A 13,665-nucleotide genomic window follows, 5' to 3' on the forward strand; every position below is an offset into this window, starting at 1 on the left:
CGCAACCGACAGTCAGCGCCGGAGCGCCGCCAGCGCCTCGCTCGCCTCGCGGGCCGCCTCGAGGCACTCTTTCGCGTACCGTGGATCGTCGGTCTCGGCAGCCTCGCGGGCGAAGCGCTCGAGTGCGGCCGCGAGTGCGGCCCGTCCGCCCTCGAGGTCGCCGTCGACTCGCCGCGTCGTGGCGGGCCGGTCACTCGAGCCGGATCGACGGTCGACGGCGTCGGCACTGCTCTCCGCACCACGCGAGTCGGACGCTTGCGACGGCGGTGTTCGGACGCCCTCCCACGTCGACGTTTCCCGCGAGCGCGTCTCCGTCGTAGCCTGTTCGTCCGCGTCGGTGGGTTCGGCCGCTGTCGCGTCGGCGTTCGTCGCTGGCTCGGTGGCGTCGACGTTCGTCGTCGACTCGGTGGCGTCGGCCGTGGCCACCGAGTCGTCCGCTGCAGTCGCGTCGCTCTCGAGGTCGGTGCCCTGGACGGCCTCCGGACTTCCGTGACAGGACGGACAGAACGTCTGTCCGTTTTGCTTGAACAGCGGGTCGCCGCAGGTGTCACAGTGGACGTTCGTCATCGTCGCCCCCTTCAACAGGAGGTCGCTCATCCGCTGGGTGGCTTCTCTGTCGGCCTGGTCGCGCTCGTACTTCTCGCGAAGTTTCTCGCGTTCGGCTTCCTTGTCGAAGTCGCTCATGTTCACCTAGAGGAACTACGACGTCGAAAAGGCTGCGAAGGAGCGAGTCCCAGGGGCGGTCACTGAAGCACTGCCTGCCTCGTCTCGCCGCGGCGTCCACCGAAGCGGACGGCGACGTGGCCGGCCACCGCGGCGGTGACGAGGCCGGCGGGGAGTCCGACGAACAACATTCCGCCGGCGAGGCCGCCGCCCCAGAGTGCGAACGCGGCGGTTCCGACGCCGCCGCCGACGACGAAGCCCGCGATGGCTCCGAGCGCCGCCCGGAGGCGAACGGCCGTCCGCCGCGAGACGCCTGTCTCGGTCCCGCGTTCCTCGTAGTAGTTCGCGCCGAGGAATGTGAGCACGGCCGCGGCGACGCCCGCCACGACCCCGGCCGGCAGGCCGACCAGCAGCGACGGCCAGACGTACGGCTCGAGCCCTTCGGTCACGAGCACCGTGATCGCGACGAACGCGACGAGTCCGCCGACGATACTTCCAGCGACCGTGACCAGCGTTTTGACGGAACTATTCATACGCTAGATATGCCTTCCGGGCGGATAAGTGTGCACTCGACTCCCTGCCGCCGAGACGGACTACCGGTCGGCCGCCTCGAGTGCGTCCACCGCCGCCGCCGGCGTCTCGACGCTCTCGACGCCGGGGACGTCGTGGGTATCGATCCCGACGACGGGTCGGTCGTAGACGAGTCCGAACCCGATCTCAGAGAGCGTCCCCGGGCCGCCCGAGAGGGCGATCACGCCGTCGCCGTTCAGTGCTACCAGCGCGTTTCTGGCGTGGCCCATCCCGGTCGCGATCGCCGTGTCGACGAACTCGTTTGCGGCCGACCGATCCTCGCCGGGTACGATGCCGATCGTCTCGCCGCCTTCGGCGTTCGCGCCGCGACAGACCGCCTCCATCGTCCCGCCGAGACCGCCACAGACGACAGTGTGTCCGCGCCGTCCGAGTTCTCGGCCGATCGCCTCCGCGACTCGAGTCTCCTCGTCGGTGATCGTCCCGCCGCCGATGACGCTCGCGCGCATACTCGAGTTAGCACGTCGGATCCCAATGAGCGTACCGAGTCGGTATGGTGTACCTGCCGGTATCGGTGTACCCCGTCTCGAGCGCGTTCGACGAGCGACGAAACACGTGTCGTTGCCTCGTGCGAAATCGCGGGATCCGACGGATTTAACGCGTCGCCGGTTGACCTCCCACCTGGTATGACGAAAGTTAGCGTGATCGGTGCAGCCGGGACGGTCGGTGCCGCAGCAGGGTACAACATCGCACTGCGAGAGGTCGCGGACGAACTCGTCTTCGTCGATATTCCGGACAAGGAAGACGACACAGTCGGACAGGCCGCGGACGTGAACCACGGAGCAGCGTACGACTCGAACACCGTCGTCCGCCAGGGCGGTTACGAGGACACCGCGGGTTCCGACGTCGTCGTCATCACGGCCGGCATTCCGCGCCAGCCCGGGCAGACGCGGATCGACCTCGCGGGCGACAACGCGCCCATCATGGAGGACATCGGCTCCTCGATCGCCGAGCACAACGACGACGACTTCGTCACGATCACGACCTCCAACCCCGTCGACCTGCTCAACCGTCACCTCTACGAGTCGGGCGACCGGGCACGCGAGAAGGTGATCGGCTTCGGCGGCCGACTCGACTCCGCCCGGTTCCGGTACGTCATCTCCCAGCGCTACGACGCGCCCGTCCAGAACGTCCAGGCAACGATCCTCGGCGAACACGGCGACGCGCAGGTCCCCGTCTTCTCGAAAGTGCGGGTCGACGGCCAGGACCTCGAGTTCGACGACGGGGAGAAAGAGGAGATCCTCTCGGAACTGCAGACCTCGGCGATGAACGTCATCGAGAAGAAAGGTGCGACAGAGTGGGGACCAGCGACCGGCGTCGGCCACATGGTCGAGGCTATCCTCCGTGACACTGGCGAGGTGCTGCCCGCGAGCGTCAAACTCGAGGGCGAGTACGGCCACGAAGACGTCGGACTCGGCGTTCCTGTCAAACTCGGCACAGACGGCGTCGAGGAGATCGTCGAGTGGGACCTGACCGAGTTCGAGCGCAACGAGCTCGGCGAGGCCGCAGACAAACTCTCCGAGCAGTACGAGAAGATCGCCTGAACCGGCCGACACCGTCGCTCGCCGATTTTCGCGGTACGCAATCCGCTACCAGGACCAGGCCCTGCAATCTTTGCTCGAGCCGTCGCGGTCGTCTCGACTCGGCGGAAACGCCGCTCGCGTTACACGAAATCGAGGAGAAAGGCCACGACTTCAGTCCTGTCTCTTACCCATAACTCAGCACCAGCGAGAAAAATCAAGTAGATGCGTCTGAAATCAAAGAATTAGTCGGGATGTTTTCATTATCTGGACTGGCTCACCGTTTCTGAGGAGTGGTCAGTCTGTAAAATTGGAACGAAGTCTGAATTCACGTTGAGGTCCGCTGAATGAGTCGCCGTTGGCGCTCATTCAGCACCGAGTTCGTACCCTTCTGCCCACATGCGTAGCTTCTGGAGGCCTTTCCACATCGTTTCCCATCCTGGAGGAGGATCTGATCCGCGGTCCAGATACCCGCCAAGCTTCGCTACACTCACAGCGTAGGCTTTCCCGTTCTGGTCTTGCAGTTCTGGAAATTTTGTTTCCAGAACTGCGCGCTCTGCTTCGCTCAACAAGACATCAGGTGCAGTCGAGGTCTCTCCCCGAGCAAGCTCTCGTAACTCCAGGACCTTCCAGGCAATCACCGAGTACAGACTTAGCAAGACTTCCATTCGTTCCCAAGTCTGGAGTTGCCGTTCTTCGATGTTACAGCCACTCTTCAGCACTTTGTGCCAGTCTTCGATTCGCCAGCGAAGACCATAATAGTCGATGACAGTCAGCGTCTCGTTAAACTCTTCGACCGATTCAGTGGTGAGTAACACCCACTGAATCGGGTCGTCAGTTTCACCGATCTCATCGACTCGTACGACATTTACTGCCACTGAACCGTCTTGATCAGGATTATTCCGCGGCGCACGCAACTCACAGGTTCCCGTTGCAATCGACAGCTCTGCTGTCCTGGCTTCTCGCCCACTTGCCTGTTGAATCTCGATCGTTTTGCGACCTTGCTCGGCAAGGTCGCTGCTCCAGTCAAAGAGTTTCCCAGATTCATCGTTTTCTGTCCAAATCCGTCGGTTTTGGTTGGCTCGAACGATGAATCCAGCGTTCTCTATCTCTTCGACAACGTCTGTATAGAACGCGAATGCATCTGCTCCTCGATCATGAACAAACAACGGGCGAACATCGTCGGCAAGCCAGTTTCTGGCTTGCCTGTCACCACGAGCCCACTTCTCCTGTTCACTCTCCAACGGAATTGGCTCTGATTTCCCGTTTGTCTCATACTTTTTGTCAGCCTGTTGGTCCTCGATCAGCGCCTGCTGATCGAGGACCCCTGTCATTCGATGTGTTTGTGGATGAATGCCGATCGTTGAGTGGACTTTGACGCCCTCAAGGTCCATCTCAGAGTTACCAATGTCGCCGAGTCCGTCCTTGGATGGATGTCTCGGAAAGACAAGTTCAGTGGTATCGGAGACGATCACGAGTTCGTCTAACTGACTCACTCGTGATCGTTGTGCTTGCTTGTGAGCGGAGAGGATCTCGTTTGGTTCCACATTCTCATTATCGCAAAATCGGTACGTAGCCTTTGTGGAGGCCCAGTCTTCGCAGGCAGTTGGGATGGACTCGGCAGGTGAACTGCCGAGTTCATCCCCAAGTTGCACCAGTCGATCGGTGAGGCGCTTGTCTCCGAGATTAGCTGAGCGAAACTCTGTTCGAATCCAACCTGATACATCCATGTCACACAACTCTCCGTCATCGTCTAAATCAGGCTGCCAACTCCGTGACCCCCGTCCCATTTTCCCGTCTCAATTCGTCAGCTACGGGGTTAGAACTTGTGGGTAAGAGACAGGACTTCAGTCGTGGGATGAATCCGCCCACACACGACACAAACCATCCTCGATAGCCGACCGAGTGTTGATGGATTCATAACATGTAATATATATTGACTTCTATCTACTCGTATGCCACGCGGGTACAGTCGAGAGCGAACGTCGGTTCACAACCTCCACTACCACTTCGTGTGGTGCCCGAAGTACCGCAAGCCGGTGCTGACCGACGAGGTTGCCGACCGCCTCGAACAACTCATCGAGGAGAAAGCCGACGAACTCGACCTCGACATTCTCCGACTGGCAATCCAGCCCGACCACGTACACCTGTTCATCACTGGCGACCCGAAACTTGCCCCGAACAAAATCATCCAGCAGGTCAAGGGCTACACTTCGCGGAATCTCCGCGACGAGTTCGACTTCGGCCTCCCCTCGCTGTGGACACGCTCGTACTTCGTCTCCTCGGCAGGAGAGGTGTCGAGTCAGACCATCGAGGAGTACATCGAAGCACAGACCGGACGATAACGATGCATCGAGAAGTCACCACCACGGTACGGGTCAAACTCCACTCGCTCACCGAACGTAAAGCCCGACTCGTCGAACGCGAGTACGGCGCGTTCCAAGATGCCGTTCACGGTGACGACAAAGCGAACCTCTACTCCGCCACCAAACAACAGGCGGGCAAAGTCCGGTCGAACAAGAACCCGCGAGAGGACACCGAGCAACCTGTCGTTCTCCGCAACGACTGCATCACCATCGAACACGACGAGGACACAGTTCTCTCGTCGTGGTGGTTCAAACTCCCCGTCTACAATCCCGAGAAGGAACGCGGGGATAGCATCTGGGTACCCGTCCGCATCCCCGAGAAGGACACGCACCTCCTCGAAGACGAGTACATCCGCGACTCGGAACTCGTCCACTGGGACGGCGAGTGGTACGTTCACCTCGTCTGCAAGCGGTCTGTGGCCGTCGCAGACGAATACGATGACGTTCTCGCCGTCGATATGGGTGCGAAGTGGATAGCCGTCAGCACGTTCATCGCCGACCGAAACATGCAGTTCCACGGAGCGGAAGTCCGTCGCGTCCGTGAACACTACAAGCAACTCCGCAAGAGCATCGGGAAGGCGAAGGTGCGTTCGGGAGCGCAGGTCATCGAACGCCTCGGGGACAAGGAATCCAGAACGGTCGAACACGAACTGCACCAAGTGGCGACCGAACTCGTCGCTCGCGCTCGGGAGCGCAACGCTGTCATCGTGTTCGGTGAGATGACTGGGTTGCGCTTCGACAACGACAAGGGTCGGTACGTGAACGACAAGACCCACAAGATGCCATACGCGAAGATGGCGAACATCCTCACGTACAAAGCCCATCTCGACGGGCGAGAGTGCCTCCCCGTGAACGAGTACGACACGTCTGTGACGTGTTGGCGGTGTGGGTCGCAGAACACATCGCGGGAAGTGCAGGGGCGTGTCGAGTGCCACGACTGTGGACTGGACGACAACGGCGACAAGAATGGTGCGACGAACATCGGCAAACGAGCCGTCGGTAAGAACATTCAGAGTCCGCTATCGACGGTGGGGGCTGTTGTGGCTCAGCCCGAAACGCAGGTCGTACTCGAAGGAACCACCGGTGAGATGGAACCTGCGAACTCCCCAGACGACGTGGGCCTAACCCTCAGTACCTTCCCAAGCGTCAAGTGACTAGTCCTCAGCCTCCTCGACAGTCGGATAGAGGCGGTGTAGTTTCGTTCGAGCGTCCTCGTTTGTGAATTGCCAGTTGACCGTGACATCCAACTCATTGCGCTCAGCTTCCCACGCAGCGACCTCCGACTGGAGCGTCGCTGCGTCCGGAATTCGGCGGTTGAGGCACTGGGTCTGGAGCGTGCTCCAGACGAGTTCGGCCATATTCAGCCAACTTCCGTGCGTGGGCGTGTAGTAGAACTCGAACCGATCGAGATACTCGCGTGCTTTCACGGGCGGGAAGAACCGATAGAAGGCGGCCGGATTGTGTGTGCTGAGATTGTCCAAGACTACCCGGATGCGGTCTGCATCCGGGTAGTCGTCGGCAATCGCCTGCATACAGTCGATCCATTCACAGGTCCGCCGTCGTTCAGTCACATGGAAGCGGCACCAGCCAGTCAACGGTTCAGTCGCCAGGTGAAGCCTTCGTTTCCCATTACGTTCGTAGTGGTGATCTGTGCGAGCGACCGCTCCCGGTGACGCCGGGAGCGGGTCGCGGACGTGTTTTCGAAGTGCTTTGCTGGACTCGTCGAAACAGATGACTGGACGGGCCTCGTCGTACGGTTCTTCGTAGAGCGAAAGGATCGTTTCCATCCGATAGACGAACTCTGCGTTCTCTTTGGGCGGAATAAGCCAGTACTCAGAGCGGTGTGGCTTCAGGTCGTTTTTTTAGCCGCTGTCGGACGGTTTCCTCGGAGATCGAGTCGAACTCGATCTCCTCAAGCGTGACAAGGCGGTCTGCGAGAAGCGCATACGTCCAGCGCGTTCGGCCTTCTGGTGGGTCTGAACAGGCGAGAGCAACGAGATGTGCTTCAGCACGACCGTCAAGCTTCGGCGTGTAGTCTCTGTCGGGTTTGCGGCGATGAATCGCCGCAATCCCTCGCTCGGAGTACGCTTTGCGGGTCCGATGGGGTGTCCCAACCGAACACCCGACGTGCTCACAGATGGCCTCATCTGTGAGCCCGTCATCAGCCTTCAGGAGGATCCTTGCGCGGTTGATTGCTTCTGCCCGGTGTGTGCCCTTCGTAACGAACTCTTCGAGTTCAGTGCGTTCTTCGTCTGAGAGATCGACGATGTACTTCTTCCGGCTCATTCCTGTAGGTACGCGCCCAGAGGAGATAACCTAGCTGTCCACGATTGGGACGGTACTCAGTGAGGGAAGCCCACGACCTGTTTAGTCGTGGGAGAAGTCACTGGATGTGCCCTTCGCGGCGGAGCTGGTCGGCCTCGCTTTTCTCGTAGCGCCACGTGATGTCCGCCTTCTCGTCTTGCCAGTCCCAGGGTTCGACGAGGACGACGTCGTCTTCGCGGATCCAGATGCGTTTTTGCATCTTGCCGGGAATGCGCGCGGTGCGCTCTTTCCCGTCGGCACATCGTACTTTGACGCGGTTTGCCCCCAGCATGTTCGTGACGATCGCGAAGACCTCGTCGTCGTCTGGCATTCGGAGGTTCTTGCGACCGCCCTCGTCGTCACTCATGGACCGTGGTTGGGGTTCGAGGCGTTTAACACTTTATTGATGGTGTGGCGTTTCGCCCGCCGGCGATCGATTCGCCCGGAGGTTTCCGGCCGGTCACGTCTACTCGAGGGGGTTCGCCGTCCGGCAGTATCGAACCACGGCGTTTATCTCCCTCGCCCGTCCAGACCGGTCCATGCTCAGGAACCTCGGTCCGGTCGGAATTATCGGAATCGTGATCGTCCTGGTCGGTATCGTGCTCGTCGCCCTCGAGAGTCTGCAGATCGCCGCCGGAATCGCGCTCGTCCTCGGCGGCCTCGGACTCGTCGTGAAGGCCCTCGTCTCGGGGATGCTCAGGGCCTGGGGGATGGCCTGATCTCTCCTCCGGTCGCCTGGCGAGACTGTCACCCGGCGCGCTCCGAACGGTTTTCACGGTCGAGTTCGTATCGAACGCATGGCCTACTCGTTGCAGTACTACGATCTCGTACTGATCTGCATCGCTGTGAGCCTCGCCGCTGGCGCACTCATCGGGATGGTGACGTCGATCACGTCCGCCGTGGCGGTGCCTGCCCTCGGCCTCGTCGCGGCCGCGTTCGTCGGCCACGCGCTGTTCGTCAACGGTCCGATCGACCAGACCGACGACCTCACCGACGAGGTCGAACTCGAGGAGGTGCCACAGGTGCTGTCGCCGCTCGAGTCGTCGGTCGAGTAATACCGGTTGGGACCGTTTCCTGATCAGGCCTCGTTGTCGCCCGCCCGGTGTTCGCTGATGAGTCGGTCGACCATCGCGGCTTTCTGCTGTTTCTGTCGCTCTCTGGCCCGCTCGTGCCAGTCGTCGATGACCGCTTCGACGTCGTCCTCGCGGGCGACAGCGAGCTCGTCGACCTCCTGCATGGCGACGTCGCCGGCCGGCCCGACAGGCACCTCACGCTCGAAGAGGATCTCGTCGGCGATCTCCGAGAGACCGCCCTCTTTGAGGATCACGCGCGGTTCGAAACTCGCGAGGAGTTCGGCCGTCGACCGCCCGGCACCGCTGGCGTCGGGCAGGTAGACCACGTCACCCGCGGCGATGCCGTACTGCTCGTCTGCCGTCCGGATCGCGCCCTTGGTGAACTTCTCGACGACTTTCACCGGCACCAGTCCCTCCTTTTTCGCCGAGATGTCGCTGAAGTTCGAGTGGTCGAGCTTCCAGAGTGCCTTCATCCGCTCGACCTTTTTCTCGAGCGCTTCGACCTCCTCGCGGGCCTCGTCGCGCTCGCGCTCGAGGCGGTTCGCGCGCCGCTCGAGGCGGCTCACCTCGCGTTCTTTCCTGATCTCCCGGCGCTCTTCGCTTCTGACCGCCGCGAGTTCGGCCTCGAGGTCGTCGATCCGCTCGTCGCGGTCCTCGAGTCGGTCCTCGAGCGTCCCGACGTGTGACTGGAGGCGCTCGACCTGTCGTTTCAGGTCGCGGATGCGTTTTTCCTCCGCGGTGAGTTCTCGCGGCTGGTGGTCGGGTTCGTCCTCTTCGGGTTCGTCCTCGTCGGTGAGGTCCCGGAGGACGGCCTCGACGCTCTCCTCGTCGCTGACGACGCGGGCGATCACCTCGCCGCGGTCGATGCCCGGCGGGAGTTTGCGGGCGATGCGCTCGAACTGGTCTTCGTGGTCGTCGAACGCCGACAGCGCCGCCGCCATCGCGTCACGCTGGTGGTCGTCGTCGTAGGGGTGCTCGCGCGTGCGATGCTGTTTCTCGTCGATCGGCAGGTCGCGGGTGGGCGTCCAGCCCGCGGCGTCGAAGCTCCGGCGGAACTTCTCGACCGTCTCGGGCATCGGCGTCACGTCCGCGGCGACGATCACCGGCTGGCCGCGCTCGACGATCCACTCGGTCACGTCGGCGGTGTCGCTCGTGCGCGAACTCCAGACGTCGAGGACGGTGCCGTCGAGGTCGACGATGGCGACGGCGGTCGTCGTCCCCGGGTCGATCCCGACGATGACGTGATCGCGTCGCTTCACGAGCGGGCGGAACTCGATGCCGTCCCGGCGCAGCCGCTCGATCTCGACTCTGACGTCGCCGGATCGTTCCCGCGAGACCGGAATGTCAGACGGACGCGCTTCGACCGTAAAGACCGCGTTGGCGTAGCCGCCGTAGCTCTCCCGGACCTCCTTCTCGTACTCGAGGTTTGCCGCCTCGAGTTCCGACTCGACCTCGCGGGCCCGGCGCTTGACGGCCCCGTGGATGCGGCGGGTGTACCGATCCTCGCTCCAGCCGCCTTTGCCGGTCGAGCGGCCCCGCGAGACTTTCACCTCGGTCGTGTCGGTAAACGCCGACACCTCGTGGCCGACGTTGTGGGCGGCGAGTCTGGCGGCCGCCTCGGCTTCCCGCATCGGCTTTTTGGCGTAGGGGATGCCGTGGCGTTTGGCGACTCGAGAGAGCGGTTCGGGTTGTTCGGCTCCAGTCACCTGGACCAGCTTCGTCTCCGAGGGGAGCGTGCCGAGAAAGTGGACGAGCTGGTCTTTGTCGGCCGCGAGCTCGTACATGTTGTCCGTCGCGACGATCGCCGGCTGCTCGTCGTCGATCAGTCGGCGGAGTTTCCGGTGGGAGACGACGTCACGTTCCACGTCGTCGCCGTCGTAGACGACCAGTGCGTAGGACGGCGCGTCCCCGCGCACGTCACCGCTCTGGACGTCGACACCGAAGACGACCGCGTCCAACGCACTCGTTCGCGTGCTCACGGATCGGTATAGGGCCGAGTCGCGTATAAATCCGACGCGGGTTCCAGCCCGCCGGGCGGCCCGGTCGTGGCGACTCGCAGGGCTGCGTTACTCCTCGGCGTCCGGGTACGGAATCTCGAGTGCGTCGCCGTCGTCGGGGACGAACGCCTCGCCGTGGAAGACGTCCCTGGCCTGTGTGACGTGGTCGGAGACGTCGCCGGCGTACCGCGAGGAGATCTGGACCAGCGCGAGCCGTCTCGCCCCCGTCTCGGCCGCGATCCGTGCAGCCTGGCGGGCCGTCGAGTGGGCGGTCTCGGCCGCCCGGTCGGTCCGGTCGTCGGTGAAGGTGGCGTCGTGGATCAGCAGGTCTGGTTCGTCGACGACGTCGACGGTGGCGGCGGTCGGGCGCGTGTCGCCGGTGTAGACGACGCTCCGGCCGGGCCGGGAGTCGCCCACGACCTGCTCCGGCTGGACGACGGTGCCGTCCTCGAGTTCGACCGACTCGCCTTCGTGGAGTTTCGAGAACTTCGGGCCGACGGGGACGCCGAGTTCTTCGGCGCGTTCGCGGTCGAACCGACCCTTGCGCTCGTCTTCGACGAGGGCGTAACCGACCGCGCGGGTGTCGTGGTCGGCCTCGAAGACGCGCACCTCGTACTCGTCGGCGCGGTAGGCGACGTCGCCGGGGCCGACCTCGTTGATCCTGACGGGAAACGACGGCCGATTGCCGAGGGTGTAGACGAGCGACTTCATCTGTCGTCGGGTTCCCTTCGGGGTGTGGATCGCGAGCGGTTCCTCGCGGTCGTTGAAGTCCCACGTCTGCATCAACCCGGGAATCCCGAGGACGTGATCGCCGTGGTGGTGCGTGACGAACAGGTGCGAGACCGAAAAGCCGGTCCCGAAGCGCATCATCTGTCGCTGGGTTCCCTCGCCCGCGTCGAACAACAGCTCGTCTCCCTCTCGAGCGACGAAGATCGAGATCGGGTTCCGTTCGGTCGTCGGAACGGCCCCGCTGGTCCCCAGAAACGTCACGCGCAGTGGCATCGGCAACGTCTCCGTTCGCCGTGGCTAAACCGGCTTCGATACCGACGGCCGTCCATTCGATCCGTACTCCACCGCTGAACTGTTGTAGTTACCAACTAGTCGGCCGAATGGTCGGCTTGCGGGTGCAACGGTGGGAGCGTTTTAGGTCGGCCGTCCCGTAGGTATCGCTCGAGACTACCTCGTCTTCCGACAGATGAACACGACATCGACGTTCGGCACGGTCAAACGGATCCTCGCGATCCTGATCGCGGTCGCGGTCGTCCTCGCTGCGGGCGCGATCGTCGGTCAGGCACCCGCGATCTTCGGCTCGGAAGTCGCCAAAGACTACGACGCATCGATCGAGTTCTCGGACCAGAGCGGTGACGGGACCAACGTGACGATCAACAACGTATCGCTGTCCGACGGCGGCTTCGTCGTCGTCAAAGATGGATCCGACACGATCGTCGGTGTCTCCGACTACCTCGAGGATGGCGACCACGAGAACGTCACCGTCGATCAGCGCGACGACACCGAGATGCTCGGCCAGCTCACGGCGGTCGTCCACCGGGATACGACGAACAACGAGACGTTCGCCTACGAGGAGACCGACGGCGAGGAAGACAGACCCTACCTCGAGGACGGCTACCCCGTAAGCGACACGGCGACGGTCACTGCCACGGAACGGGCGGCCGACGGCACCGCGAACACGTCGTTCCTCGTCGAGTCCGTCGACGCACCGTCGTCGGTCGGGAGCAACGAGACGATCACGGTCGAGGCGACTATCCGCAACCCCAACGCGTTCGATACCCGCCAGCACGTCGAGTTCCGGATCGATGGCGAAGTCCTCGAGCGACGGGTCCTCGACCTCGCGGCCGACGAGACAACCGACGTCACCTTCGAGGTCGACGTCGTCGGCGTCGAACCCGGCAACCACACCTACGGGGTGTACACGACCGATCACGGCGAACTGGGCGATCTCGAGGTCGTCGACGAGTGATCCCCGATCCCACGGCCATCGAGTCTTCCGGCCGACCGTGACCTCGCTTTCCGCGGCGGGGATCGTCGACGTCGAGACCGCCGCAGCCGAGATGACCGGGATCGGACAATCGACCGATTCTTACCCGTCCCGTCCCTACTGGCGGTCGATGGACGCGCCGCTGTGGACCGAGACGCATGCGCCCGATCTCGACGAGTTGCCACAGGACGACGCTCGCGAGTACCTACAGCGAGCCGTCGAGGAGCCGATCAACCTCGTCCTGCAGGGACCGCCGGGAAGCGGGAAGACGGCCGCGGCGCGCGCGCTGGCCAGGGAGGCACACGCGGATCCCGACAACGACCTGATCGAGATCAACGTCGCCGACTTCTTCGGCCGGACGAAAACGGAGATCAAGAACGATCCCCGCTTCGAGCACTTCCTCGTCGGCAAGTCCAGCCTCTCGAAACGCGACATGATCAACCACGTCCTGAAGGAGTCTGCGAGCTACGCCCCCGTCTCGGGCAACTACAAGACGATCCTGCTCGACAACGCCGAGGACGTCCGCGAGGACTTCCAGCAGGCGCTGCGCCGGATCATGGAGCAACACCACCGGACGACGCAGTTTATCGTCGCGACCCGCCAGCCCACGAAGCTCATCCCGCCGATCCGCTCGCGGTGTTTCCCCGTCTCGATGCGCGCACCCACGAGTGAGGAGACCGTCGCCGTCTTAGAGCGGATCGTCGAGGCCGAGGACGTCGCCTACGACCCCGACGGCCTCGAGTTCGTCGCCGGCTACGCCGACGGCAACCTCAGGCAGGCGATCCTCGCCGCCCAGACGACCGCCGAAGAGGAAGGCGAGATTACGATGAGCGCGGCCTACGAGACCCTCGGTGCGGTCGGACTCGACGAGGAAGTCGAGTCGATGCTCGCGGACGCCGAGGCCGGCGACTTTACGGACGCCCGCAAGACCTTGGACGACCTGCTCGTCGACGAGGGACTCGACGGCGAGGAAGTCCTCGAGGTGATCATCGACGTCGCCCGGTCGCGCTACCAGGGTGCCAAACTCGCTCGCGTCCACCGGCTGGCGGCGGACGTCGAGTTCGAGATGACCGAGGGGACGAGCGACCGGGTTCACGTCTCGCATCTCCTCGCCGAACTCGGCCGAGAGTGATAACGTCTGTTGTGACTGGGTCCCGA

Annotated in this window: 16 protein-coding genes; 7 read left to right on the plus strand and 9 right to left on the minus strand. The window is 63.0% G+C overall.

Annotation, left to right across the window (positions count from 1 at the left end):
- Nucleotides 1-12: 12 nt before the first annotated feature.
- From MU558_RS08235 to MU558_RS08245, 3 genes are read right to left on the minus strand one after another with little or no spacing between them, the layout of a single operon-like run.
- A complete protein-coding gene (locus tag MU558_RS08235; protein WP_246974098.1) occupies nucleotides 13-684 on the minus strand; it encodes an Sjogren's syndrome/scleroderma autoantigen 1 family protein in 672 nt (223 codons plus the stop codon).
- A gap of 59 nt (nucleotides 685-743) precedes the next feature.
- Entirely contained in the window at nucleotides 744-1,196 is a 453-nt protein-coding gene (locus MU558_RS08240) for a DUF8147 domain-containing protein (RefSeq protein WP_246974101.1), read from the minus strand.
- A gap of 60 nt (nucleotides 1,197-1,256) precedes the next feature.
- The gene (locus tag MU558_RS08245; protein WP_246974103.1) at nucleotides 1,257-1,700 is read right to left on the minus strand and encodes a TIGR00725 family protein; all 444 of its coding nucleotides are present in this window, start codon (nucleotides 1,698-1,700) and stop codon (nucleotides 1,257-1,259) included.
- 177 nt (nucleotides 1,701-1,877) lie between these two features.
- On the opposite strand from MU558_RS08245, the gene mdh reads away from it, so the two are divergent.
- Nucleotides 1,878-2,795 carry a malate dehydrogenase gene (mdh, locus tag MU558_RS08250; RefSeq protein WP_246974105.1) on the plus strand — a complete coding sequence of 306 codons (918 nt, stop codon included), beginning with the start codon at nucleotides 1,878-1,880 and terminating at the stop codon, nucleotides 2,793-2,795.
- Nucleotides 2,796-3,136: 341 nt separating this feature from the next.
- Here the strand turns inward: mdh and MU558_RS08255 are convergent, their stop codons facing one another.
- Nucleotides 3,137-4,561, minus strand: coding sequence for an IS4 family transposase (locus MU558_RS08255; RefSeq protein ID WP_092930581.1), 1,425 nt, complete (start codon nucleotides 4,559-4,561; stop codon nucleotides 3,137-3,139).
- A 165-nt stretch (nucleotides 4,562-4,726) separates the two neighbouring features.
- On the opposite strand from MU558_RS08255, the gene tnpA reads away from it, so the two are divergent.
- Both tnpA and MU558_RS08265 read left to right on the plus strand, forming a co-directional pair.
- Complete coding sequence (gene tnpA, locus MU558_RS08260; RefSeq protein ID WP_246974107.1) at nucleotides 4,727-5,116, plus strand: IS200/IS605 family transposase; 390 nt, start codon at nucleotides 4,727-4,729, stop codon at nucleotides 5,114-5,116.
- A gap of 2 nt (nucleotides 5,117-5,118) precedes the next feature.
- A complete protein-coding gene (locus MU558_RS08265; RefSeq protein ID WP_246974110.1) occupies nucleotides 5,119-6,291 on the plus strand; it encodes a transposase in 1,173 nt (390 codons plus the stop codon).
- On the opposite strand, the gene MU558_RS08270 is transcribed toward MU558_RS08265, so the two are convergent.
- The 3 genes from MU558_RS08270 to eif1A all read right to left on the minus strand — a co-directional run bounded on the left by MU558_RS08270 (nucleotide 6,292) and on the right by eif1A (nucleotide 7,808).
- Nucleotides 6,292-6,990 carry an IS630 family transposase gene (locus MU558_RS08270; RefSeq protein WP_322987048.1) on the minus strand — a complete coding sequence of 233 codons (699 nt, stop codon included), beginning with the start codon at nucleotides 6,988-6,990 and terminating at the stop codon, nucleotides 6,292-6,294.
- On the minus strand, nucleotides 6,971-7,423 hold the full coding sequence (locus MU558_RS08275; protein ID WP_246971134.1) for a helix-turn-helix domain-containing protein: 453 nt from the start codon (nucleotides 7,421-7,423) through the stop codon (nucleotides 6,971-6,973). Before MU558_RS08275 ends, MU558_RS08270 begins: the two co-directional genes overlap by 20 nt.
- A gap of 97 nt (nucleotides 7,424-7,520) precedes the next feature.
- On the minus strand, nucleotides 7,521-7,808 hold the full coding sequence (gene eif1A / locus MU558_RS08280; protein WP_246974113.1) for a translation initiation factor eIF-1A: 288 nt from the start codon (nucleotides 7,806-7,808) through the stop codon (nucleotides 7,521-7,523).
- Nucleotides 7,809-7,980: 172 nt separating this feature from the next.
- Between eif1A and MU558_RS08285 the strand changes: the two genes are divergently transcribed.
- Both MU558_RS08285 and MU558_RS08290 read left to right on the plus strand, forming a co-directional pair.
- Nucleotides 7,981-8,160, plus strand: a complete 180-nt coding sequence (locus tag MU558_RS08285) for a DUF7470 family protein (RefSeq protein WP_246974115.1) — start codon at nucleotides 7,981-7,983, stop codon at nucleotides 8,158-8,160.
- Between the two features lie 78 nt (nucleotides 8,161-8,238).
- Complete coding sequence (locus MU558_RS08290; protein ID WP_246974117.1) at nucleotides 8,239-8,496, plus strand: DUF8015 family protein; 258 nt, start codon at nucleotides 8,239-8,241, stop codon at nucleotides 8,494-8,496.
- A gap of 23 nt (nucleotides 8,497-8,519) precedes the next feature.
- Here MU558_RS08290 and MU558_RS08295 read toward each other — a convergent pair whose 3' ends face one another.
- Together MU558_RS08295 and rnz are read right to left on the minus strand one after the other, a co-directional pair.
- On the minus strand, nucleotides 8,520-10,493 hold the full coding sequence (locus tag MU558_RS08295) for a DUF460 domain-containing protein (protein ID WP_246974120.1): 1,974 nt from the start codon (nucleotides 10,491-10,493) through the stop codon (nucleotides 8,520-8,522).
- 87 nt (nucleotides 10,494-10,580) lie between these two features.
- Entirely contained in the window at nucleotides 10,581-11,513 is a 933-nt protein-coding gene (gene rnz / locus MU558_RS08300) for a ribonuclease Z (RefSeq protein ID WP_246974123.1), read from the minus strand.
- Nucleotides 11,514-11,706: 193 nt separating this feature from the next.
- Between rnz and MU558_RS08305 the strand changes: the two genes are divergently transcribed.
- A complete protein-coding gene (locus tag MU558_RS08305; protein ID WP_246974126.1) occupies nucleotides 11,707-12,489 on the plus strand; it encodes a DUF7282 domain-containing protein in 783 nt (260 codons plus the stop codon).
- Nucleotides 12,490-12,637: 148 nt separating this feature from the next.
- Nucleotides 12,638-13,639 carry an AAA family ATPase gene (locus MU558_RS08310; RefSeq protein WP_246974890.1) on the plus strand — a complete coding sequence of 334 codons (1,002 nt, stop codon included), beginning with the start codon at nucleotides 12,638-12,640 and terminating at the stop codon, nucleotides 13,637-13,639.
- The last annotated feature ends 26 nt before the right edge of the window (nucleotides 13,640-13,665 follow it).

The sequence above is a fragment of the Natribaculum luteum genome, assembly GCF_023008545.1.
GTDB lineage: Archaea > Halobacteriota > Halobacteria > Halobacteriales > Natrialbaceae > Natribaculum > Natribaculum luteum.

Bases quoted from the DNA above. Each gene is read 5' to 3' on its own strand.
- MU558_RS08245 (WP_246974103.1), bottom strand. From the start codon at position 1,700: ATGCGCGCGAGCGTCATCGGCGGCGGGACGATCACCGACGAGGAGACT.
- tnpA (WP_246974107.1), top strand. From the start codon at position 4,727: ATGCCACGCGGGTACAGTCGAGAGCGAACGTCGGTTCACAACCTCCAC.
- MU558_RS08275 (WP_246971134.1), bottom strand. From the start codon at position 7,423: ATGAGCCGGAAGAAGTACATCGTCGATCTCTCAGACGAAGAACGCACT.
- eif1A (WP_246974113.1), bottom strand. From the start codon at position 7,808: ATGAGTGACGACGAGGGCGGTCGCAAGAACCTCCGAATGCCAGACGAC.
- MU558_RS08310 (WP_246974890.1), top strand. From the start codon at position 12,638: ATGGACGCGCCGCTGTGGACCGAGACGCATGCGCCCGATCTCGACGAG.
- MU558_RS08240 (WP_246974101.1), bottom strand. From the start codon at position 1,196: ATGAATAGTTCCGTCAAAACGCTGGTCACGGTCGCTGGAAGTATCGTC.
- MU558_RS08290 (WP_246974117.1), top strand. From the start codon at position 8,239: ATGGCCTACTCGTTGCAGTACTACGATCTCGTACTGATCTGCATCGCT.
- MU558_RS08255 (WP_092930581.1), bottom strand. From the start codon at position 4,561: ATGGGACGGGGGTCACGGAGTTGGCAGCCTGATTTAGACGATGACGGA.
- MU558_RS08305 (WP_246974126.1), top strand. From the start codon at position 11,707: ATGAACACGACATCGACGTTCGGCACGGTCAAACGGATCCTCGCGATC.
- MU558_RS08285 (WP_246974115.1), top strand. From the start codon at position 7,981: ATGCTCAGGAACCTCGGTCCGGTCGGAATTATCGGAATCGTGATCGTC.
- mdh (WP_246974105.1), top strand. From the start codon at position 1,878: ATGACGAAAGTTAGCGTGATCGGTGCAGCCGGGACGGTCGGTGCCGCA.
- MU558_RS08235 (WP_246974098.1), bottom strand. From the start codon at position 684: ATGAGCGACTTCGACAAGGAAGCCGAACGCGAGAAACTTCGCGAGAAG.
- MU558_RS08265 (WP_246974110.1), top strand. From the start codon at position 5,119: ATGCATCGAGAAGTCACCACCACGGTACGGGTCAAACTCCACTCGCTC.
- rnz (WP_246974123.1), bottom strand. From the start codon at position 11,513: ATGCCACTGCGCGTGACGTTTCTGGGGACCAGCGGGGCCGTTCCGACG.